Raw genomic sequence first — 21,895 nt, 5'->3', positions numbered from 1 at the left:
CTGCGGGTCGCGCACGCAGGTCGGGCAGCCCGTCGGCCACGTCGGGATCAGCCCCGCTCGGACGCCTTCTCGTCGGCCGCCGCCTTGCGGTCGGCGGCGCGCCCGGCACCCTCGTCCTTCCCGCCCCGGTCGGTGTCCTCGCCCTGCGCGTCGTCGCCCTCGGCGCCGTCGGACGACGAGTCGGCCGCGTCGCCGGTCTTCTCGTCACCGGCCTTCTCGTCACCGGTCTTCGCGTCATCCGCGGCGTCATCGGTCGCGGCGGCGCCGTCACCCTTCGCGTCCTGGGTGTCGGCGTCGTCCGTCGCGGTGCCGGCCTTGGCCTTCGCCTTCGCGGCGACGGTGAAGGTGACGGGGTCGCTCTTCGCGCCGGGCACGTCGACGAGCGACGCCGTCGCCTGGTACGTGCCGGCGGGCACCGCGGGCTGCCCCGTGCAGCCCTTCCCGGACGTCTGCGACTTCCAGTGCACCTCGCCCGCGTTGAGGTCACCCGGCCCCAGGAGCAGCATCCGCGAGCCGTCCGCGCAGTCGGACGACGACCAGACGCGCTCCTTGCCCGTGGCGTCGGTGATCGTCACCGCGCGGCTCGCGGCGGTGCCGTTGAAGGTGCACGGCACGCGGCCCACGTTGGTCACCCGCACCATGAACGACAGCGGCGAGCCGGCCGTCACGGTCGACGCGCTCGACGACAGGCGCAGCTCCACGTTCTCCGGGGCGCACGTCGTCCACGGGCCGCCGGCGTTCAGCGGCTCGGGCGCGGCGACCTTGTCCGCAGGCAGGCTCTCCGGCCCGGCGAGCATCCCCCGCACGCCGTCGACCGCACGCCCGACGCCGTAGCCGCCGACCACGCCCGTCGCGCACAGCAGCACCACCACGAGGAGCGACACCACGGTCGAACGGCGTGAACGACGCGGCGCCGTCCGCGACCTGGCGGGCCGGGACGCCGTGCGGCCGGCCGACGCCGAGCGCGCACCGCCGCGCGACGCACCGGGCGCGACGAACTGCGACGCCGTGACCACCCGGCGGTTGCCGCCGCGGGACCCCGACGACCTCGTCGACGACGAACGTGTCGAGGACGAGCGTGTCGACGACGGACGCGCGGACGAGGCCTTCGTCCCCGTGGACCGCGCGCCGGCCGCGGACCCGGACCGGGCGCCCGCGCCGCGCGCAGCGCCCTTCGGTCCCTGCTTCGCGGCGGGCTTCGACGTCGCCTTCGAGCCGCTCCGGGGGGCGGGCTTCGGCGTCGCCTTCGAACCGCTCCGGGGGGCGGCCGTCGAGGGCTTCTTCGCGGCCGGCTTCGCGCCGCCCTTGCCCGCGCCGGTGGTCGACCCGCGCGACGTCGTCGACCGCGACGACCCGGCCGAGGTCCGCTTGCCCGACGACGTGCCGCCCGAGCGCCCGGACGCGCCGGAACCGCCCGCCCGACCTGCGCCGGAGCGCGCGCCGGCGCCGCGCGAGGTGCTGCCACCCCGACGCCCGTCGTCCGCACGTGCCACGGGCCACTCCTCCGTCTCGAACCGTGCTGCGGCGCCACCGTACGACGCGCCGGTTCGCCGCTCGCGGAGCCGCGCCGCCGGCCACCGCACCCGTGACCTGCCGGCGGCGAGGTCTGACACCTCATGGGACACAATGGGCGACCGTGCCGCCCGTCCACCCCGCCCCGCCGACGTCGGCCACCGTGTCCCCCGACCCGCTGGTCGCGCGGACGGTCGCGTGGTTCGACGACGCCGCCCGCGACCTGCCGTGGCGACGCCCCGACCGCACGCCGTGGGGCGTGCTGGTCAGCGAGGTGATGCTGCAGCAGACCCCGGTGGTGCGGGTCGAGCCGGTGTGGCGCGCGTGGCTGGAGCGGTGGCCGACGCCCGCCGACCTCGCCGCCGCCTCCACCGCCGACGTGCTGCGCGCCTGGGACCGGCTCGGCTACCCGCGCCGGGCGCTGCGCCTGCAGCAGTGCGCGGCCGCGATCGTCGAGCGGCACGGCGGCGCCGTCCCCGACGACGAGGAGGAGCTGCGCGCGCTGCCCGGCATCGGCGAGTACACGGCCGCGGCGGTGCGCGCGTTCGCGTTCGGCCGCCGCTCCGTGGTGGTCGACACCAACGTGCGGCGCGTGCTGGCCCGCACCCGTGGTGGCACGGCGCTCGGCGCGCCGTCGCCCACGGCCGCGGAGCGCGCCCTCGCCACCGCGGTCGTGCCCGGCGACGACGCGACCGCCGCCCGCTGGGCCGGCGCCTCGATGGAGCTGGGCGCCGTCGTGTGCACCGCCCGCGCGCCCCGCTGCGGCGCCTGCCCCGTCGCCGACCTGTGCGCGTGGCGCGCCGCCGGGCACCCGCCCGACGCCCACGCGCACCGCCGCCGCACCCAGGCCTGGCACGGCACGGACCGCCAGGTGCGGGGCCGCGTCATGGCCGCGCTGCGCACCGCCACCGACCCGCTGCCGCGCGCGCTCCTCGCCGACTCCGGCCCCGACCAGGCGCAGGTGGACCGCTGCCTCGCGGGCCTCGTCGAGGACGGCCTCGTCGAGCAGGACGACGCCGGCCGGTACCACCTGCCGACCTAGGCGGGTCGCGGGCGGCCGGGCGAGGCGGTCAGAGCTCGAGCAGCATCCGCGTGTTGCCGAGGGTGTTGGGCTTGACCCGCGCGAGGTCGAGGAACTCGGCGACGCCGTCGTCGTGGGACCGCAGCAGCTCGGCGTAGACGTCGGTCGTCACGGGCGTGCCGTCGATCTCACGGAAGCCGTGGGTGCGGAAGAAGCCGACCTCGAAGGTGAGGCAGAAGACGCGGCGCAGCCCGAGCTGGCGTGCTCGGCCGACGAGCCCCTCGACGATCGCGTGCCCGACGCCGTGCCCGCGCCACGCCGGGTCGGCGGCGAGGGTGCGCACCTCGGCGAGGTCGTCCCACATCACGTGCAGGGCGCCGCAGCCCACGACCTCGCCGTCGGGGTCGGCGGCCACCAGGAACTCCTGCACGGCCTCGTAGTACCCGACCATCTCCTTGGCCAGGAGGATGCGTCGCTCGGCGTACGGCTCCACCAGGCGGCGCACCGCCCGCATGTCGGCCGGCAGAGCGGGGCGGACGGCGTACGACGCGCCGTGGTCCTGGGGCACGGCGTCACTCTACGAGCGTGGGCCGCGGCGGGCGCGGGCGTCCCGGTGCACGGACGTTCACGACTCCTCCACGAGTGCGACGGCGGTGGCCTCGTCGATGACCAGGTCGGTCACGACGCCGGCGGCGAGCGCCGCCTGCAGCGGGACGACCTTGTTGTCGCCCGCGACGGCGCACAGCCGCCGCGGGATGCGGCGCAGCTCGGCCGGCGCGGGTCCGGTGGCGCGGGCGTTGAGGGTGATGTCGCGGTAGGTGCCGTCCGAGCGCATGAAGACGGTGCAGACGTCGCCCACCACCCCCTCGGCGTCGAGGACGGCGACGTCGTCGGGGTCGAGGTACCCGGCCGAGTACACGTGCGACGGGACGCCGCCGGTGAGCGCGCCGACGGAGAAGAGGGCGATGTCGGCGCGGGACTGGACGTCGAGCACGCGGCGCACGGAGCGCTCGCGCCACATCGCCGCCTTGGTCTCGGCGAAGTCGAAGAACGCGGGGACGGGGAAGTAGTGGACGGACGCGTCGAAGGCGGTCCCGAAGCCCGCGATCAGGTCGCCGGCATAGGTCATGCCCGAGGTCCTGGTGTTGGCGGCGCCGTTCAGCTGCACGACGGCGGCCCCGCGGGTCGGCTTGTGCGGCAGGTGCTCGGTGATGGCGGCGAGGGTCGTGCCCCAGGCGACGCCAAGCACCATGTCGGAGTCGAACCAGCGGGCCAGGAGTCGGGCGGTGGTGATCGACACCTGCTGCAGGCGGTCGTCGTCGTTGGCCGAGTCGGCGACCGGCACCACGTAGGCGTCGATGCCGTGCCGCTCGGCGATCTCCTGGCTGAGGCCGGGTGCCCGGGACGGTCCGGGACGCAACGTGATCTCGACGACGCCGGTCTCCCGGGCCCGCTTGATGAGCCGCGAGACGGTGGACCGCGAGGTGCGCAGATGGCGCGCGATCGTCTCCATCTTCATGTCCTGCAGGTAGTACATGGTCGCCGCCATGACGACGTCGCGTTCCCGGTAGCTCGCCATGGCCCCAGTTTCTCATCCTGCACGTTCGTGCACCTGGCTTGCGCGGACGTGCTGGGGATGCTGCCCTGGGAGCGTCGTCGTCGATCGGAAGGAACCCCCCGATGGCCTCCACCCGCCTCACGGCCGAGTCGCGTACCCAGGCGCTCGCCGCGCTGAAGGACTCCCAGTCCCCGAGCGGTGAGCTCGACGTCCTCGTCATCGGCGGCGGCGTCACCGGCGCCGGCATCGCGCTCGACGCCGCCACCCGCGGCCTGTCGACCGCGATCGTCGAGGCCCAGGACTGGGCCTCCGGCACGTCGAGCCGCAGCAGCAAGCTGGTCCACGGCGGACTGCGCTACCTGCAGATGCTCGACTTCCACCTGGTGAAGGAGGCGCTGACCGAGCGGGACCTCCTGCTCAAGGACATCGCGCCCCACCTGGTGAAGCCCGTCCCGTTCCTCTACCCCCTGGAGCACCGGGTGTGGGAGCGCGCGTACGTCGGCGCCGGAATCGCCCTCTACGACACCCTCGCCTCGCTGGCCCCGGGCCGCCGCGCCATGCCGCTGCACCGCCACCTCAGCCGGCGCCAGATGTCGAGCAAGTTCCCGGACCTCGCCCACGACGCCGCCATCGGGGCCGTGCAGTACTGGGACGCCTCCGTCGACGACGCCCGCCTCGTCACCACGCTCGTGCGCACGGCCGTGAGCTACGGCGCGCACGCCGCCGCCCGCACCCAGGTCGTGGGGCTCACCAAGGGCGCGACGGGCGCCGTGAACGGTGCCGTGCTCGTCGACCTCGAGAGCGGCGAGGAGATCACCGTGCGCGCCCGGCACGTCATCAACGCGACCGGCGTGTGGACCGAGGACACTGAGGCGCTCGCCGGCGACGAGGGCGGCCTGCGCGTGCTGGCGTCCAAGGGCGTGCACATCGTGGTCCCGCGCGAGCGCATCAAGGGCACCGTCGGCCTCATCCTGCAGACCGAGAAGTCCGTGCTGTTCGTGATCCCGTGGTCCCGGTACTGGGTGGTCGGCACCACCGACACCCCCTGGGACCAGGACCCGACGCACCCCATCGCCACGGCGCAGGACATCGACTACATCCTCGACCACGCGAACGCCGTGCTCGCCCACCCGCTGAGCCGCGACGACATCATCGGCACGTACGCCGGCCTGCGCCCCCTGCTCCAGCCCGGCACCAAGGAAGGCACCAGCTCCGCCAAGGTGTCGCGCGAGCACACCGTCGCGAGCCCCGTGCCCGGCCTCACCGTCATCGCCGGCGGCAAGCTCACCACCTACCGCGTGATGGCGAAGGACGCCGTGGACTTCGCCATCGGGCAGCGCGCGGCCGCGCTCCCGTCGATCACCCACCAGATCCCGCTGCTCGGCGCGGTCGGCCTGCAGGCCACGCGGCGCCTGGCACGGACCTGGGCGGCCAAGTTCGGGTGGAAGCCCGCGATGGTGGACCACCTGCTGCACCGGTACGGGTCGTCCCTGCGCCAGCTGGTCGACCTGTGCGAGCAGGACCCGTCGCTGGCCCGCCCGCTCGACCACGCCCCCGCCTACCTGCGCGCCGAGATCCACTTCGGCGTCAGCCACGAGGGCGCCCTGCACCTCGAGGACCTGCTGCTGCACCGCACCCGCCTCGTCTACGAGGTGTCCGACCGCGGCCTGGCCGCGCTCGACGAGATCGCCGACATCGCCGCGCCGCTCCTCGGCTGGGACGCCGCCGCGCGGCAGGCCGAGGTCGACGCCTACACCGCCCGGGCCCAGGCCGAGGACCAGGCGGAGCTCCAGCCCGACGACACGAGCGCGGAGGCCGTCCGCCTCCGTGCGCCCGACGTCGCCGCCATGCAGCCCCTGCGGGGCTGATCCGATCCCGGCCGGGCGACCGGCCGGGCACCCGCAGGGCGTCGCCGCCCGTCGCGGGCTCTCCGGTCCCGGAGAGGACAACGTGGTCCCTCAAGAGAAAGAGAACCGACGATGGACTCATTGATCATGCAGGCGTTCTGGTCCGAGATTCTCGGGACCGCGACGCTGATCCTGCTGGGAGCCGGCGTCGTCGCCAACGTGATACTCCCGAGAACCAAGGGCTTCGACGGCGGCTGGCTCCTCATCAACTTCGGATGGGGTCTCGCGGTGTTCGCGGGTGTGTTCACCGCGTACAAGTCGGGCGCCCACCTCAACCCGGCCGTCACCATCGGCCTCTACTCGGCACAGCTGCCGTTCGCCACGCTCACCGGCCCGGAGGGCCGCGTGACCGCGACGATCGAGCCCACCGTGAGCAACATGTTCATCTACTTCGGCGCCGAGATGATCGGCGCGATCATCGGTGCCGTGCTCGCGTACATCGTGTACAAGAAGCACTTCGACCAGGAGGCCCCCGCCGCCACCAAGCTGGCGGTGTTCTCGACCGGGCCGGAGCTGCGTTCGTACGGCTGGAACTTCATCACCGAGGTCATCGCGACCTTCGTGCTGGTGTTCTTCGTCGTCGTCTCGGGCAAGTCCCCCTCCGGGCTCGGGCCGCTCGCGGTCGCACTGATCGTGGTCGGCATCGGCGCCTCCCTCGGTGGACCCACGGGGTACGCCATCAACCCTGCACGTGACCTCGGGCCCCGCATCGCGCACGCCTTCCTGCCCATCAAGGGCAAGGGCTCCAGCGACTGGGCCTACTCCTGGGTGCCCGTCGCCGGGCCCCTCGTGGGTGGCGTGCTCGCCGGCCTGCTCGGCGCGGCCTACTCCTGACCGACCCCGCCGGCCGGGCCCCCACCGGGCCCGGCCGGTCCCCCTCTTCCACCACACCGACGTGAAGGGCATCCCCCATGGCTGACTACGTCCTCGCCATCGACCAGGGCACGACGAGCTCGCGTGCCATCGTCTTCGACCACTCCGGCCGGATCGTCTCCACCGGCCAGCTCGAGCACGAGCAGATCTTCCCCAAGGCGGGCTGGGTCGAGCACAACGCCGAGCAGATCTGGAGCAACGTGCGCGAGGTCGTCGGGCTCGCGCTCACCCGCGGCAACCTCGCGCACACGGACCTCGCGGCCATCGGAATCACCAACCAGCGCGAGACCGCCGTCGTGTGGGACAAGAACACCGGCAAGCCCGTCTACAACGCCATCGTGTGGCAGGACACGCGCACGCAGGCGATCGTCGACGAGCTCGGCGGTTCCGAGGGCCCCGAGAAGTACAAGGCGATCGTCGGCCTGCCGCTGGCGACCTACTTCTCCGGCCCCAAGGTCAAGTGGATCCTCGACAACGTCGAGGGCGCGCGCGAGGCCGCCGAGCGCGGCGACCTCCTCTTCGGCAACACCGACACCTGGGTGCTGTGGAACATGACGGGCGGCCCCGACGGTGGCGTCCACGTCACCGACGTGACCAACGCGTCGCGCACCATGCTCATGGACCTCGACACCCTGAGCTGGCGCGAGGACATCGCCGCGGACATGGGCATCCCGATGTCGATGCTGCCCGAGATCCGCTCCTCCTCCGAGGTGTACGGGCAGGGCCGCCCCCGCGGCCTCGTGCCCGGCGTGCCGATCGCCGGCATCCTCGGCGACCAGCAGGCGGCCACGTTCGGCCAGGCCTGCTTCGAGACCGGCACCGCGAAGAACACGTACGGCACGGGCAACTTCATGCTGCTCAACACCGGCACGGAGAAGGTGCCGAGCAAGAACGGCCTGCTCACCACCGTCTGCTACAAGATCGGCGACGCCCCCCAGGTGTACGCGCTCGAGGGCTCCATCGCCGTCACGGGCTCGCTCATCCAGTGGCTGCGGGACAACCTCGGCATGTTCGAGGACGCCCCCGACGTCGAGTGGCTGGCCCGCAAGGTCGAGGACAACGGCGGCGCCTACTTCGTGCCGGCGTTCTCCGGCCTGTTCGCGCCCTACTGGCGGCCCGACGCGCGCGGCGCGCTCGTCGGCCTCACGCGGTACGTCAACCGCAACCACATCGCGCGCGCGGCGCTGGAGGCCGTGGCCTTCCAGACCCGCGAGGTCGTCGACGCGATGAAGCTGGACTCCGGCGTCGACCTCACGGAGCTCAAGGTGGACGGCGGCATGGTCCAGAACGAGCTGCTCATGCAGTTCCAGGCGGACCAGCTCGGCGTCGACGTCGTGCGGCCCAAGGTCGCCGAGACGACGGCGCTCGGCGCCGCCTACGCCGCCGGCATCGCCGTCGGGTTCTGGAAGGGCGAGGAGGACGTCACCGCGAACTGGGCGGAGGACAAGCGCTGGTCGCCGGCCATGGCCGAGGACGAGCGTGAGCGCCTCTACCGGTCCTGGAAGAAGGCCGTGTCGAAGACCTTCGACTGGGTTGATGCTGACGTGCAGTAGTTCTGCTTGAACCCGCGGCGGGGACGGACCTCGTGCGGGCGGTCGCGTTCACGGGCGCCAGGGCGCCCTCCACTTCGGGAACACCTACGACCGCCCGCACGAGGTCCGTCCCCGCCGCTCTGCGTTCGAGCTCTGCCCGGGGTGTGGCTTGCTGCCGGAGCTGGGATCCGCACGGCGGCGCGGACCTGCCCGCCGCGCGGTCACCCGCGGAGGAAGTCCTGCGCCGTGGCGAGGAGGAGGGGGCGCTCGCCGTCGACGGTGAAGCGGTCGTCGGTGGCGACGCGCTCCAGGAAGCCGCCGGAGAGCAGGACGAGCCACGAGGCGATGCGGGCGGGCGCGAGGTCGGTGCGGACCTCGCCCGCGGCCTGGCCGCGGGCGATCCACGGGACGAGGAGGTCGCGCTGGGCCTGGTCGTCGGCCGCGAGGGCCGCGGCGACCGCCGGCAGGTGCATGACGCCGGCGACGGCGCGCACGAAGCCGGGGATGCGCGGGTCGGCGGCGTCGTCGGCCCAGCCCCCCAGGAGATCCAGCAGGACGCCGAGCGGGTCGGTGCGACCCTCGAGGGCGGCCGCCTTCTCGACCGTCTCGGCCGTGCCCAGCTCCAGGATCGCGAGCACCAGCTCCGTCTTTGTGGCGAAGTAGTGGAAGAACGTGCCCGAGCCGATGCCGGCCTGCCGGCAGATCGCCGCCGTGGTCGCCCCCTCGTACCCGCGCTCCGCGAGGACGGTCAGCCCGGCGGCGACGATCTGGAGGCGGCGCGCCTCGTGGCGCGCCGGGTCAACGGTGCGTGCCACGGACGTCCTCGACGGTGGGGACGCCGCACCGACGGGCCTGGAGCCGGTCACCCTGGACGCGCGCGGCGATCCCGTGGGCGCCGAGCTCGGCGTCGACCTCCGCCACGGCGCCCGCGTCCTTGCGCTCCGCGAGCCGGCGGCGCAGCAGCGCGTGCTCGGCGGGGGCGAAGCCCGGACGGCCGTCCACCCACCGCTCGTACTCGTGCTCGTGCGGGTCGGCGTCGCGCCACGGCCAGCCGTGCGCCTCGAAGGCGCCCCGCACCTCGGCCTTGCGGAGGGTGTCCGCGTCCAGCCGGGCGCGCGGTGCGCCGCCCCGGCCGAGGAGGACCAGGTACCGGCCGTCGCGGAAGACGTCGGCGACGTCGCTCCGCTCCACCCAGCCCTCCTGGTCGTCCGTGCGGTGCTCCAGGTGGTCGGCGGCGACCGTGAGGCGCAGCGCTTCCCCGATCGTCGACAGCGCCAGCAGCGTCCCGGCCACCACGCCGAGGCCGCCGAGGATCGGGACGGACCAGGTCAGCGGCAGCCCGGCGAGCAGCTCGACCGGGCCGAGGACCGGCAGCGGGCCGGCCTTCAGGACCCCTTCCAGCCAGCGGGCGAGCGGCGGGAGGCCGAAGCCCAGCCCGACGGCGAGCAGGACGGTCGCCGCGAGGACGAGCAGGGGCACGGCACGCGGCTGTCGGACCTCGGTCACGGACGCGGGAGCGGTTCGGGGCACGACCCTATTGTTGGAGCACGCACTCCATTAATGCAACCCGGCCTAGGCTGTGCCGGTGAGCACCACGGGCAGGACCACCACGCGCGAGTACACGATCCCCGGCGTCCACGTCACCGACCGCACCCTCACGGTGCCGCTGGACTGGTCGCACCCCGAGGACGGCCGCACGATCTCTCTCTTCGTGCGCGAGCTCGTGGACCCCACCCGCCAGGGCGACGACCTGCCCCTGCTCGTCTTCCTGCAGGGCGGCCCGGGCGGCAAGGGCCCGCGCCCCACCGGCCCGGACGGCTGGGTGGGCGAGGCGATCAAGCGCTTCCGGGTCGTCCTGCTCGACCAGCGCGGCACGGGCCGGTCGACGGCGGTACGCGCGGGCGCCCTCACCGCCGTCGGGTCCGCCGACGTCCAGGCCGAGCACCTCTCCCACTTCCGCGCCGACGCGATCGTCGACGACGCCGAGCACGTGCGGAAGACCGTCTACGGCGGGCGTCGCTGGTCCACCCTCGGCCAGTCGTACGGCGGCTTCCTCACCCTCACCTACCTGTCGCGCGCGCCCGAGGCCGTGGCCGCGTCGTACGTCACCGGCGGCCTCGCCGGGCTCACCGCGAGCGCCGAGGACGTCTACCGGCGCACCCAGCCGCGCGTCGTCGCCAAGAACGCGCTCTACCGCGAGCGGTACCCCGACGACGTCGAGCGCGTGGCCCGGATCGCCGACCGCATCGCCGTGGGCGACGTCCGCCTGCCCGGCGGGGACCTCCTGTCCGTCGAGCGGTTCCAGACCCTCGGCACGGCGTTCGGCATGGGCCCCGGCTTCGAGCGGGTGCACTGGATCGTCGACGAGGCGTTCGACGACGCGGCCCCCGACGAGCTGAGCGACACGTTCCTCGCGGAGGTCGAGGCCGCCACCGGCTTCGCCACCAACGCCATGTACGCCGTCCTGCACGAGTCGATCTACGCGCAGTCCGGCACCGGCACGACCGCGTGGTCCGCGCAGCGCGTGCGCGACGGGGACGCGTCGTTCGCCGCCGACGCGCGGCCGCTGCTGTTCACCGGCGAGATGATCTACCCCTGGATGTTCGAGCAGGTCGCCGCGCTGCGCCCCTTCCGCCCGGCCGCCGAGGCGCTCGCCGCGCGCGACGGCTGGGACGACCTGTACGACCTCGGCGTCCTCGCCCGCAACGAGGCCCCGCTCGAGGCGGCCGTCTACCACGACGACATGTTCGTCGACGCGGGCCTGTCCCTCGAGACCGCCGGGCACGTCGGGAACGCCCGCGCCTGGGTGACCAACGAGTTCGAGCACGACGGCCTGCGCCTCGGCGACGTGCTCCCCAAGCTCCTCGCCCGCATGGACGCCCGCGGCGGCGCACGGTCCTGAGCCGGCCAGGGGACGTCGGCGCCTGACTCACGTCGCCGCGGTCCAGGCCTTCCCGGGCCAGTACGCCCACTCCTCGAAGTCGGCCACGCGGCCGTCGGGGGCGAAGCGCAGCACCCACAGGTCGCGGTACTCCTGCTCGCGCGGTGCGGTGTAGCGCACCTCGAGGCGGACGACGGCGACGTCCCCCTCCACGGCGAGCGGCTCGGCCGTCATCGTGAACGACGCGTCCTCGTCGACGGTCCAGAACCCGCGGACGGCCTCGTGCCCCACGAGCTCCTCGGGGTCGTACGGCGAGCGTGCGTACCGGGCGTCGGGAGTGAAGAGCTTCTCGACGGCGTCCGCGTCGCCGGCCCGCCACGCGGCCTCGTACCCGGCGACCCACCGCCGTACCGACTCCCGGTCCGCTGCCATCTCCGCAGTATGCCCGCCGCAGGGACTCCCCCGCCGAGCTCTGGACCACCTCGCCGGGATCAGGACCGCCGCGGAGATCTGGACGACCGCGCCGGGGTGCGGGAACCGCGGGGTACCGTCGTTCGTCGGACGTACCGGCGGCGCCCGCCCGGGCCCGCCACGTGAAGCAGAAGGCGACCTCATGAGCACCACCTCCCCCACCCCGATCCTGCGCGCGGCCGACCTGGTGGTCGGGTACGGCGGCCCGGCGATCCTGGAGGGGATCGACCTGGCGCTGCTGCCGGGCGCGGAGCCGGTGGGTGTCGTGGGCGAGTCGGGCACCGGGAAGTCCACGCTGGTGCAGGCGCTGCTGGGGCAGCTGCGGATCCGTGAGGGCCACGTGACGTTCGAGGGCCGCACGGTCGGCAAGCTGGGCCGGCGGGACAAGAAGAAGTTCCGCGCCGCGGTCCGCACCGTCGCGCAGAACGGGCTCGACGCCGACCCGCGGTGGACGGTGGAGCGCGCGGTCTCCGGCGCACTGTCCGACGCCCGCAAGGCCGGCCGGGCGAGCGGCCGCACCGTCGAGGAGCTGCTCGACGACGTCGCGCTGGAGCCGCAGTTCGCGCGCCGCACCATCCACTCCCTGTCCGGCGGGGAGAAGCAGCGCCTCGCCCTCGCGCTCGCCCTCGCCACCCGGCCCGACGCCATGCTGCTCGACGAGCCGCTCACCGCCGTCGACCCGGCCATGCGCGGCGAGATCGTGCGCCGCCTCACCGAGGCCACCCGCGCCGAGGGCACCGCCGTGCTGCTGGTCTCGCACGACGTCGAGCTGGTCGGCCGGCTCTGCCCCACCGTGCACGTGCTCGCCGACGGCACGTTCGTCGCGTCCGGGTCGATGAGCGACGTGCTCGCCGCCGGCGCCGACGACGACGCCCACCCGGCCGTGCGCGGCCTCGCCGAGGCCGCCCCGCTGGCGGCGCAGCGCTTCCGCTGACCGGCGCCTGACCCGCGTCCGACCGGCACCGCGCCGCCGGCGCCGGAACCGGGACCCGGCACGGGGCGTTCTCCCCGTGACGCACCCGCAGCGACGCCGGGGCCGGCGACCGTCGGTCCCCCGCGGGCCGGCGACCGACGGAGAGGACCCCGGTGGACGCGGACACCTGGTGGAACATCGCGCTCGTGCTCCTGTTCGTACTCCTGGGCGGGGTGTTCGCCGGGACGGAGTTCGCGCTGGTCTCGCTGCGCAGCACGCAGCTGGACCGGCTGGAGCAGCAGGGGACGCGCGGCCGGCGGGTGGCCGCCATCGCGCGCGACCCGAACCGGTTCCTCGCCGCCGTGCAGATCGGCGTCACCGTGGCCGGCTTCTTCTCGGCCGCGTACGGCGCGTCCACGCTCGCGCCGGACCTGGCGCCCGCGCTGGAGTCCGCCGGCCTGCCCGCCGGCGCGTCCGCGACCGTGGCCCTGGTCGGGCTGACCCTCGTCATCGCCTACGCGTCGCTGGTGCTCGGCGAGCTGGTGCCGAAGCGGATCGCGCTGCAGCGCTCCGCGCAGGTCGCGCTGGTCGTGGGGCCCCCGCTGGACCGCTTCGCGGTGCTCATGCGGCCGGTCATCTGGCTGCTCTCGCGCTCGACGGACGCCGTCGTGCGGCTGCTCGGCGGCGACCCGACCCAGCGGTCCGAGGAGATCACCGAGCAGGAGCTGCGCGACCTCGTCGCCGCCCACCCGGGGCTCCACGAGGACGAGCGGCGCATCCTGTCGGACGTGTTCGCCGCGACGGAACGCACGCTCGGCGAGGTGATGCGCCCCCGCGGCGACGTCGTCTTCCTGCACGCGACGCTCACCCTCGCCGAGGCCCAGGAGCGCACCCGCGACCTGCCCTACTCGCGCTACCCGGTCACGGGCACGGACGTCGACGACGTGCTCGGCTTCGTGCACGTGCGCGACCTCGCCCGGGCCGCGGGCGACCCGGCGGACGGGCGGCGCACCGTGCGCGAGGTCGCCCGGCCGGTGCTCGACCTGCCGGCCACCGGGCGCCTGCTGCCCACGCTCGCCGACATGCGGCGCACGCGGACCCACCTCGCGCTGGTCGTCGACGAGTACGGCGGCACCGACGGCATCGTGACGCTCGAGGACCTGGTCGAGGAGCTCGTCGGCGACATCCGCGACGAGCACGACCCGCTGGCCGCCGTGCACGTCGCCGGCACCTACGACGCCGGCCTCACGCTGCAGGAGTTCGCCCGCGCGACCGGCGTGGAGCTCCCCGACGGGCCGTACGAGACGGTCGCGGGCTACGTCCTCGCCCGGCTGGGCCGGCTCGCGGAGGAGGGCGACGTCGTCGTCCTGGACGGCGCGGACGGCCTGGACGACCCGGGCCACGGCGACGGCCGCGCCGCGGGCACGCTCCGGGTGACGCAGGTGGAGGACCGGCGCATCCGCGAGGTGCGGCTGGACCGGGGCTGAGGAGACCGCCCCGGTCCCCGCCGGCCTCAGCCCGCGGTCTCGTCCGCCGGGCCGGCGGCCGGGGCGTGGCGCTGCAGGAAGGCGAACACGTCCGTGTCGTCGACGCCGGGGAACGCGCCGCGGGGCAGGGCCGCCAGCACCTGCTGGTGCATCCGGGCGCTGGGCCAGGCGACGCCGTCCCAGCGCTCGGCCAGGTCCGCCGGCGGGCGCTGGCAGCACGCCGGGTCGGGGCAGGTGGAGCTGTGCCGCACCTGGGTGTCCCGGCCGCGGAACCACTTGGCGTGCGCGTACGGCACCCCCACCGTGATGGAGAACTGCCGCCCGTCGGCGCCCGTGCCCGTCTGCACGGAGTCCCAGAACGTGCCGGCCGGCGTGTCCGTGTACTGGTAGGACTCGGTGGCGCGGTCCCGGCGCGTGAACGCCTCGCGGCCCGCCCACCAGCGGCACACGAGCTGCCCCTCGATCGCGCCCGTGACGTCCTGCGGCAGCGGGAGGCCGTCGTTGGCGTAGCCGCGGAACAGGGCGCCGTCGTCCCCCACCCGCAGGAAGTGCAGCGGGATGCCGAGGTGCACGGTCGCCAGGTTGGTCAGCCGCATCGCGGCCGCCTCGTGCGTGACGCCGAACGCGTCGCGGAAGTCCTCGACCGCCAGGTCCTTCTCGCGCTTGCGGCGCTGGAGGAACTCCACGGCCACCGACTGCGGGATGAGGCAGCACGCGGCGAAGTACGTGATCTCGACGCGCTGGCGCAGGAACTCGGCGTAGCTGCGCGGGCGGTCGTGCCCCAGCACCCGGTGCGCGATCGCCTGCAGGGCGAGGGACCGCAGGCCGTGCCCGCCCGGGATCGACGCCGGCGGCAGGTAGATCCGGCCGTTCTCCAGGTCGGTCACGGAGCGTGCGGACCGGGGCAGGTCGTCCACGTGCAGCAGGGTCAGCCCGAGCTGCTCGGCCATGCGGGCCACCGTGCGGTGCGTCAGCGCACCAGCCCCCGCGTACCCGGCCCGCTTGGTCAGCTCCTCGCCGAGGGCCTCGATCTGGGGCAGGTAGTTGTCCCGCCCCTGCCGCTCGTTGCGTAGCTCGGTGTTCGCCCGCCGGGCCTCCTCGGGCGTGGCGATGGCCTCCTCCTCGCGGCGCGACAGCTCGGAGTGCAGGCCGACGAGCTGCTCCAGCACCGGCATCGGGAGCTTCTGGCTCGGCTTCACCGACGGCAGGCCGAGGGCCCCGAACAGCGGCCCGCGCTGCGCCCGCTCGAGGGAGATCTCCAGCTCGGCGCGGCGCGACGGGGGCTCGTCGGCGAGGAGGTCGGGCACGGCGACGTCCAGCGCCTCGGCCAGCGACCGCAGCAGCGACAGCCGGGGCTCGCGCCGGCCGTTCTCCACGAGCGACAGCAGGCTGGGTGCCGAGCCCACCCGCTCCCCCAGCGCCTCGAGCGTGAGGCCCCGCGCCGTGCGGGCGTGCCGGATGCGCCGCCCGAGGGTGATGAGGTCCGGGGACTCGGCCGCCGGGCCGTCCTTCGTCGCCATGGTTTGACGGTACGTGAAGATCGGCGAATCTTCACGGGTGAACTGCTGGAAAGCTGGTTCCGGGGTGCGAGACGCTGGAGTCAGCCCACCCGGCAGCGCACGCCGGGGGCCCATCCGACGGACGGAGCACCCGATGACCTTCACCGCGAACCCGCGCCGCACGCGCCTCGCGATCGCCGAGCTCGCCCCGGACGCCCTGGCCCCGCACGCGCTGGCACCCGCGGAGCACGCCGGCGCCGCGACCGCACCGGCCGCCCGGGCACAGGCCCCGCAGGACGCGCGGGCGTGGGTGCGGCAGGTCGCCGCGCTGACCCAGCCGGACGAGATCGTCTGGTGCGACGGCTCCGCCGCGGAGAAGCAGCGCCTGCTCGACGGCATGGTGGAGGCCGGCACGCTGATCAAGCTGGACGAGGCCAGGCGGCCGAACTCCTACCTCGCCCGCTCGCACCCGTCCGACGTCGCGCGCGTCGAGTCGCGCACGTTCATCTGCGCGGAGCGCGAGGAGGACGCCGGCCCCACGAACAACTGGCGCGCCCCCGCCGCGATGCGCGCGGAGCTGGCCGACGTGTTCGCCGGCTCGATGCGCGGCCGCACCATGTACGTGGTGCCGTTCTCCATGGGCCCCGTCGGCGGCCCGATCTCGCAGGTGGGCATCGAGATCACCGACTCGCCGTACGTCGTCGTGTCGATGCACGTCATGACGCGCGTCTCCCCCGCCGTCCTGGACCTCATCGACGGCGGCCAGCAGTGGGTGCCGGCCGTGCACTCCGTGGGCGCCCCGCTGGCCGACGGCGCGCAGGACGTGCCCTGGCCGTGCAACGACACCAAGTACATCGTCCACTACCCGGAGACGCGGGAGATCTGGTCGTACGGCTCGGGCTACGGCGGCAACGCGCTGCTCGGCAAGAAGTGCTTCGCCCTGCGCATCGCCTCGGCGATGGCCCGCGACGAGGGCTGGCTCGCCGAGCACATGCTCCTCGTCCGCGTCACCTCGCCGGAGCAGCGGCAGTACCACCTCGCCGCCGCGTTCCCGAGCGCCTGCGGCAAGACGAACCTCGCCATGCTGCGCCCGACCATCCCCGGCTGGACGGTCGAGACGCTCGGCGACGACATCGTCTGGATGCGCCCCGGCCCCGACGGCCGCCTGCGCGCGATCAACCCCGAGGCGGGCTTCTTCGGCGTCGCGCCCGGCACCGGCGTCGAGACCAACCCGACGGCGATCGACACCCTCACCCACGACGTGATCTTCACGAACGTGGCGCTGACCGACGACGGCGACGTGTGGTGGGAGGGCCTCACCCCCGAGGCCCCCGCGCACCTCGTCGACTGGCGGGGCGAGGACTGGACGCCGGACTCCGACACCCCCGCCGCGCACCCGAACTCCCGGTTCACCGTGGCCGCGGCGCAGTGCCCGTCCATCGCGGACGCGTGGGAGGACCCGGCGGGCGTGCCCGTGGACGCGATCGTCTTCGGCGGCCGCCGCGCCTCGAACGTGCCGCTCGTGACCCAGGCGACCAGCTGGGACCACGGCGTCTTCATGGGCGCCACCATCAGCTCCGAGCGCACCGCCGCGGCCGAGGGCACGGTCGGCGAGCTCCGCCGCGACCCCTTCGCCATGATGCCGTTCTGCGGCTACAACATGGCCGACCACTGGGCGCACTGGCTGCGCGTCGGCAAGGCGCTCGACGCCGACAAGCGGCCCAAGGTGTTCCAGGTGAACTGGTTCCGCAAGGGCGAGGACGGCCGCTTCCTGTGGCCCGGGTTCGGCGAGAACTCGCGCGTCGTGGAGTGGGTCGTCACCCAGCTCGACCGCTCGCGCGGCCTGCGCACCGACGCCGGCGCCGTGCACTCCCCCGTCGGGCTCCTGCCCGCTCCGGGCGCCCTGCGCACCGAGGGCCTCGACCTGTCCGACGACGACCTCGCCGCGCTGTTCGACGTCCCCGTCGCGCCGTGGCGCGCCGAGGCGGCCCTCACCGGCGAGTTCTTCGAGACGTTCGGCGACCGCGTGCCCGACCAGCTCTGGGCGCAGCTGTCCCTGCTGCGCGACCGGCTCGGCGCGGAGCGCTGACGGCGCCACCTCAGGCTCGGGCCCGCCGGAGAGGCACCGGCGGGCCCGTGGCACGCCCGGCACCACCGCGTGCCGGACGCCGCCCCGGGAGGCGGCAGAATCGCGGGATGACCGCGACCCCCGAGAACGTCACGGGCCCCGTCGCCCACCACGCCGAGGGCCCCGTCTGGTGGCCGGCGTGGGGCGGGCTGCGCTTCGTCGACATGCTCGCGGGCGACCTGCTGACGGTGCGCCCCGACGGCGCGGTCGACCGCCGGCACGTGGGCGACGTCGCGGCGCTGGTGCGGCCGCGCGCCGCCGGTGGCTTCGTCGTCGCGCTGGAGCGCGAGGTCGCGGTCGCGGACGACGACGACGGGCCGCTGCGCCCCCTCGCCCGGCTGGACGACGGCCCCGCGGTGCGGCTCAACGAGGGCGCGACCGCGCCGGACGGCGCGCTGTACGCGGGCGGGATGGTCACCGGCCCCGGCGCCACGGCGTCCCTGCACCGGATCGACCCCGACGGCACCACCCGCGTCGTGCTCGACGGCATCGGCTGCTCGAACGGGCTGGGCTTCTCGCCCGACGGGACGCTCGCCTACTACGTCGACACGGCCGCGCACCGGGTCGACCTCCTCGACGTCGTCGCGGCGTCGGTCGACCCGCGGGGCCTGGTGGGCCGGAGGCCCTTCGCCACGATCGACCCCGCCGACGGCGTCCCCGACGGGCTCGCCGTGGACGCGGAGGGCGGGGTCTGGGTCGCACTCTGGGGCGGGTCGGTCGTGCGGCGCTACGCGCCCGACGGGCGGCCCGACGCCGAGGTCCGGCTGCCGGCCTCCCAGGTGACCGCCTGCGCCTTCGGGGGCGAGCGGCTCGACACGCTGTACGTCACGACGTCCAGGCAGGGTCTCGCGGCCGGCGCGGAGCCGGAGGCCGGCTCCCTGTTCCGGGTGGAGGTGGGCGTGCGCGGCCTGCCGGCGCTGCCCTTCGCCGGCTGAGCCCGCGCCGTCGGGTCAGACGACGGCGTCGCGCACGCGCTGCTCCGCGCGCCCCAGCCCGTCGATCTCGAGGGTCACGACGTCGCCGTCCCGCAGGTACGGGAACCGGCCGGACAGCGCGACGCCCTGCGGTGTCCCGGTGTTGATGACGTCGCCCGGCTCGAGCACCATGTACCGGCTCAGGTGCCAGACGAGGAACGGCACGTCGAAGATCATGTCGGCCGTCGTCGAGTCCTGGCGCGCCTCGCCGTTGACCCACGAACGCAGGCGCAGCCCGCCGGCGTCGACCTCGTCCGCCGGCACGAGCCAGGGCCCCAGAGGGTTGAACGTCTCGCAGCTCTTGCCCTTCGACCACTGCCCGCCGGAGTGCTCGAGCTGGTAGTCGCGCTCCGACACGTCGTGCGAGAGGACGTACCCCGCGACGTGCGCGGCCGCCTCCTCGGGCGAGGCGAGATACCGGGCGCGGCGCCCGACGACGACGCCGAGCTCGACCTCCCAGTCCACGGTCGTGGCGCCCGGCGGCACGAGGACGTCGTCGTAGGGGCCGACCACGGTGTTCGAGTGCTTCCAGAAGACGATCGGCGCCTCGGGCGGGGCGGCGCCCGACTCGGCGGCGTGGGCCGCGTAGTTCTGGCCGACGCAGACGAGGGCCGTGGGCCGCGCGACCGGCGGCCCGACCCGCAGGGACTCGGCCCCGTCGAGCACCGGCAGGCCGCCGGCGGCGAGGGCCGCGCGCGTGCGCGCGACGCCGTCCGCCGCGAGGAACGCCCCGTCGACGTCGCGCGTGAGCGGGGAGAGCGAGTACGTGACGCCGTCGTGGCGGACGGCGGGGCGTTCCTGGCCGGCGGGGCCGAGACGGACGAGCTGCACGGAGGCTCCAGGGGCGTGAGGCGGTGGGGGGCGGCGGGGCGGCGGGGGCGGCGTCAGCGCGCGAGCACGCGGGCGAACCCGGGGTTGACGACCGAGGGCACCGGCCGGCCCGCGAGGAAGTCGACGGCGTTGCGCGCGGTGTGGACGGGCAGGTCGGCCATGGCCTCGGGCGAGAACCAGGCGGCGTGCGGGGTCAGCACGACCGTGTCGAGCGACCGCAGCCGGCTGCCGGCCGGCAGCGGCTCGTGGGCGAAGACGTCGAGCGCCGCGCCGCCGACGTGGCCGGCCTCGATCGCGTCCGCGAGGGCCTCCTCGTCCACGAGCGGCCCTCGGCAGGTGTTGACGACGAGGACGCCGGGACGCGCCGAGGCGAGCGTGTCGCGGTTCAGCAGGTGCCGGGTGTCGTCGGTGAGCGGCGCGTGCAGGGTGATGACGTCGACGGCGGCGAGCAGCTCCTCGAAGGACGCCGGCAGGTGGCCCGCGGCCTCGACGTCCGCCGCCGGCACCACCGGGTCGTGCACGAGCACCCGGAAGCCCAGGGCGGCCAGGCCCCGCGCCACCTCGGAGCCGATGCGGCCGTACCCCACCACGCCGACCGTCGTCGTCGACGGACGGACGGCGGCGGGACGGGCCGCGGTGGGCGCCCAGCGACCGGCCCGCACGTCACGGTCGTACCCGACGAGCCCGCGCCCGAGTCCGAGCACCATCGCGAGCGTGTGCGACGCGACCTCCTCGATGCAGTAGGTCGGGGTGTTCGCGACGGCGATGCCGCGCTCGGTGGCGGCGGCGACGTCGACCATGTCGTAGCCGATCCCCATCCGGGAGACGAGGCGCACGCCCCCGGGTCCGCCGACCGCGTCGAGCACGCGGGCCGTGATCGGTGCCCACTGGACGACGAGCGCCTGGGCGCCCCCGGCCGCCCGCACGGCCTCGACGACCTCCTCCTCGGTGCGCGCCGCGGCGCCCACGGCGCGCAGGCCGGCGGCTCCGACGGTGTCCTCGCAGGCGGTGGACGGCAGGTCGCAGTCGGTGATGACGACGGTGTCGGAGCTCATGCGGGAATGCTATAGCAGATAGCATTCCTCACCCAACCGCCCGGCCCTCGAACCGGGTGCGCGGCGCCTTCCGGGTGCTATAGCGTTCCGTCCATGTCCCGACGACTCGCCCTCATCACCGGCGCCAGCTCCGGCATCGGCGCCGCGTCCGCCGTCCACCTCGCCGAGCAGGGCCACGACGTCTGGCTCACCTACGCCCACGACGAGGCGGGCGCGACGGCGACGGCGGAGCGCTGCGCGGGGGCGGGCGCGGACGTGCGCGTGTCCCGCCTCGACCTGCGCGACCCGGCGTCCGTCGCGGCGCTCGTCGACGAGGTGACCGCGACCTGGGGCCGGCTGCACGTGCTCGTCAACAACGGCGGCACCTGCCCGTACCGCGCGCTGGACGACATCGAGCTCGACGAGTGGGACCAGGTCATGGAGACCAACGCGCGCGGCACCTTCGTGCTGTCCCGCGCGGCGCTGCCGCTCCTGCGCGCCGGGCGGGGCGCCGCCGACCGCTCGGACGACGACCGCGCCATCGTCAACGTCGCGTCGATCGCCGGCCAGCAGGGCGCTCTCAGGACGGGCGTCCACTACGCGGCGTCCAAGGGCGCGATCCTCGCGATCACGCGGTCCTTCGCCCGCATCCTCGCCGACGAGCGCATCCGCGTGAACGCGGTGGCCCCCGGCCCGGTCACCAGCCGCATCACCGACCAGCTCGACGACGCCGGGCGCGCCGCGCTCACCTCGTCCATCCCCCTCGGGGACTTCGGCACCCCGGAGGACGTCGCCTGGGTCATCGGCTCCCTCGCCGACCCGCGCGCCGCGTTCGTCACGGGCGCCACCTACGACGTCAACGGCGGCGTCCGGATCGACTGAGGCCGCCGCCCCACCGCACGTACCGCCCCATCACCCCACCACCCGGAGGACCCGTGCCCACCGCTGCCACCGTCGTCGCCGAGCAGGTCGACGCCTTCAACGCCCGCGACCTCGACCGCTTCCTCACCACGTACGCCGCCGACGCCGTCGTGACCGGCGTGACGCCCGAGCCCCTCGTGGGCCGCGACGCCCTGCGCACCTTCTACGCGGGGCGCTTCGAGGACCCCGCCCTGCACTGCGAGATCACGACGTCGGTCGCGTTCGGCGAGCGGTGGCTCGTGGCGCGCGAGCTCGTGACGAGCACGAGCGGCACGGGCGAGACGGTGGCGACGTTCGACGTCACCGACGGCGCCATCGCCCGCGCCAGCATGCTCAAGGCCTGACGCGCGGCC

20 protein-coding genes are annotated in these 21,895 nt (G+C 74.8%); 11 read left to right on the top strand and 9 right to left on the bottom strand.

Going from position 1 to position 21,895, the window contains the following annotated elements; genetic code table 11:
* Positions 1-47: 47 nt before the first annotated feature.
* Complete coding sequence (locus ACFU5J_RS12975) at positions 48-887, bottom strand: hypothetical protein (RefSeq protein ID WP_430578976.1); 840 nt, start codon at positions 885-887, stop codon at positions 48-50.
* Positions 888-1,675: 788 nt separating this feature from the next.
* Between ACFU5J_RS12975 and ACFU5J_RS12970 the strand changes: the two genes are divergently transcribed.
* Positions 1,676-2,554, top strand: coding sequence for an A/G-specific adenine glycosylase (locus tag ACFU5J_RS12970; protein WP_430579009.1), 879 nt, complete (start codon positions 1,676-1,678; stop codon positions 2,552-2,554).
* A 28-nt stretch (positions 2,555-2,582) separates the two neighbouring features.
* Here the strand turns inward: ACFU5J_RS12970 and ACFU5J_RS12965 are convergent, their stop codons facing one another.
* Together ACFU5J_RS12965 and ACFU5J_RS12960 are read right to left on the bottom strand one after the other, a co-directional pair.
* Positions 2,583-3,101, bottom strand: coding sequence for an amino-acid N-acetyltransferase (locus ACFU5J_RS12965; RefSeq protein ID WP_430574457.1), 519 nt, complete (start codon positions 3,099-3,101; stop codon positions 2,583-2,585).
* Between the two features lie 57 nt (positions 3,102-3,158).
* Complete coding sequence (locus tag ACFU5J_RS12960; RefSeq protein ID WP_430574456.1) at positions 3,159-4,112, bottom strand: sugar-binding transcriptional regulator; 954 nt, start codon at positions 4,110-4,112, stop codon at positions 3,159-3,161.
* A 101-nt stretch (positions 4,113-4,213) separates the two neighbouring features.
* Here ACFU5J_RS12960 and ACFU5J_RS12955 point away from each other — a divergent pair, with 101 nt between their 5' ends.
* The 3 genes from ACFU5J_RS12955 (at position 4,214) to glpK (ending at position 8,424) form a co-directional block, all read left to right on the top strand.
* Positions 4,214-5,959 carry an FAD-dependent oxidoreductase gene (locus ACFU5J_RS12955; protein WP_430578975.1) on the top strand — a complete coding sequence of 582 codons (1,746 nt, stop codon included), beginning with the start codon at positions 4,214-4,216 and terminating at the stop codon, positions 5,957-5,959.
* A gap of 111 nt (positions 5,960-6,070) precedes the next feature.
* Complete coding sequence (locus tag ACFU5J_RS12950) at positions 6,071-6,832, top strand: MIP/aquaporin family protein (protein ID WP_430574454.1); 762 nt, start codon at positions 6,071-6,073, stop codon at positions 6,830-6,832.
* Between the two features lie 77 nt (positions 6,833-6,909).
* Positions 6,910-8,424 carry a glycerol kinase GlpK gene (gene glpK / locus ACFU5J_RS12945; protein WP_430574453.1) on the top strand — a complete coding sequence of 505 codons (1,515 nt, stop codon included), beginning with the start codon at positions 6,910-6,912 and terminating at the stop codon, positions 8,422-8,424.
* 200 nt (positions 8,425-8,624) lie between these two features.
* On the opposite strand, the gene ACFU5J_RS12940 is transcribed toward glpK, so the two are convergent.
* Together ACFU5J_RS12940 and ACFU5J_RS12935 are read right to left on the bottom strand one after the other, a co-directional pair.
* Positions 8,625-9,218 carry a TetR/AcrR family transcriptional regulator gene (locus ACFU5J_RS12940; protein ID WP_430578974.1) on the bottom strand — a complete coding sequence of 198 codons (594 nt, stop codon included), beginning with the start codon at positions 9,216-9,218 and terminating at the stop codon, positions 8,625-8,627.
* Positions 9,202-9,933, bottom strand: a complete 732-nt coding sequence (locus tag ACFU5J_RS12935) for a hypothetical protein (protein WP_430578973.1) — start codon at positions 9,931-9,933, stop codon at positions 9,202-9,204. Before ACFU5J_RS12935 ends, ACFU5J_RS12940 begins: the two co-directional genes overlap by 17 nt.
* A gap of 55 nt (positions 9,934-9,988) precedes the next feature.
* Between ACFU5J_RS12935 and ACFU5J_RS12930 the strand changes: the two genes are divergently transcribed.
* Entirely contained in the window at positions 9,989-11,305 is a 1,317-nt protein-coding gene (locus ACFU5J_RS12930) for an alpha/beta fold hydrolase (RefSeq protein ID WP_430578972.1), read from the top strand.
* A gap of 27 nt (positions 11,306-11,332) precedes the next feature.
* On the opposite strand, the gene ACFU5J_RS12925 is transcribed toward ACFU5J_RS12930, so the two are convergent.
* Complete coding sequence (locus ACFU5J_RS12925; protein WP_430574449.1) at positions 11,333-11,716, bottom strand: YybH family protein; 384 nt, start codon at positions 11,714-11,716, stop codon at positions 11,333-11,335.
* A 181-nt stretch (positions 11,717-11,897) separates the two neighbouring features.
* Here ACFU5J_RS12925 and ACFU5J_RS12920 point away from each other — a divergent pair, with 181 nt between their 5' ends.
* Both ACFU5J_RS12920 and ACFU5J_RS12915 read left to right on the top strand, forming a co-directional pair.
* Positions 11,898-12,689 carry an ABC transporter ATP-binding protein gene (locus ACFU5J_RS12920; protein WP_430574448.1) on the top strand — a complete coding sequence of 264 codons (792 nt, stop codon included), beginning with the start codon at positions 11,898-11,900 and terminating at the stop codon, positions 12,687-12,689.
* A gap of 152 nt (positions 12,690-12,841) precedes the next feature.
* Complete coding sequence (locus ACFU5J_RS12915) at positions 12,842-14,155, top strand: hemolysin family protein (protein ID WP_430578971.1); 1,314 nt, start codon at positions 12,842-12,844, stop codon at positions 14,153-14,155.
* Positions 14,156-14,181: 26 nt separating this feature from the next.
* On the opposite strand, the gene ACFU5J_RS12910 is transcribed toward ACFU5J_RS12915, so the two are convergent.
* Positions 14,182-15,675 (bottom strand): helix-turn-helix domain-containing protein, encoded by a 1,494-nt coding sequence (locus ACFU5J_RS12910; RefSeq protein WP_430574446.1) that lies wholly within the window; start codon positions 15,673-15,675, stop codon positions 14,182-14,184.
* 133 nt (positions 15,676-15,808) lie between these two features.
* Between ACFU5J_RS12910 and ACFU5J_RS12905 the strand changes: the two genes are divergently transcribed.
* Both ACFU5J_RS12905 and ACFU5J_RS12900 read left to right on the top strand, forming a co-directional pair.
* Positions 15,809-17,743, top strand: coding sequence for a phosphoenolpyruvate carboxykinase (GTP) (locus ACFU5J_RS12905; RefSeq protein WP_430578970.1), 1,935 nt, complete (start codon positions 15,809-15,811; stop codon positions 17,741-17,743).
* Between the two features lie 107 nt (positions 17,744-17,850).
* Positions 17,851-18,717, top strand: coding sequence for an SMP-30/gluconolactonase/LRE family protein (locus tag ACFU5J_RS12900; protein WP_430578969.1), 867 nt, complete (start codon positions 17,851-17,853; stop codon positions 18,715-18,717).
* Positions 18,718-18,732: 15 nt separating this feature from the next.
* Here ACFU5J_RS12900 and ACFU5J_RS12895 read toward each other — a convergent pair whose 3' ends face one another.
* Positions 18,733-19,587: a fumarylacetoacetate hydrolase family protein gene (locus ACFU5J_RS12895; RefSeq protein ID WP_430578968.1), complete on the bottom strand. Its 855-nt coding sequence runs from the start codon at positions 19,585-19,587 to the stop codon at positions 18,733-18,735.
* Between the two features lie 53 nt (positions 19,588-19,640).
* Positions 19,641-20,642: a C-terminal binding protein gene (locus ACFU5J_RS12890; protein ID WP_430578967.1), complete on the bottom strand. Its 1,002-nt coding sequence runs from the start codon at positions 20,640-20,642 to the stop codon at positions 19,641-19,643.
* Between the two features lie 93 nt (positions 20,643-20,735).
* Here ACFU5J_RS12890 and ACFU5J_RS12885 point away from each other — a divergent pair, with 93 nt between their 5' ends.
* Positions 20,736-21,503: an SDR family NAD(P)-dependent oxidoreductase gene (locus ACFU5J_RS12885; protein ID WP_430578966.1), complete on the top strand. Its 768-nt coding sequence runs from the start codon at positions 20,736-20,738 to the stop codon at positions 21,501-21,503.
* A gap of 53 nt (positions 21,504-21,556) precedes the next feature.
* Positions 21,557-21,886 (top strand): nuclear transport factor 2 family protein, encoded by a 330-nt coding sequence (locus ACFU5J_RS12880; RefSeq protein WP_430574440.1) that lies wholly within the window; start codon positions 21,557-21,559, stop codon positions 21,884-21,886.
* Positions 21,887-21,895: the final 9 nt, after the last annotated feature.

Origin of the sequence: Isoptericola sp. NPDC057559 (assembly GCF_042801555.1) — a bacterium.
Classification (GTDB): Bacteria; Actinomycetota; Actinomycetes; order Actinomycetales; family Cellulomonadaceae; genus Isoptericola.
This window is presented reverse-complemented; position numbering and strand designations above follow the sequence as displayed.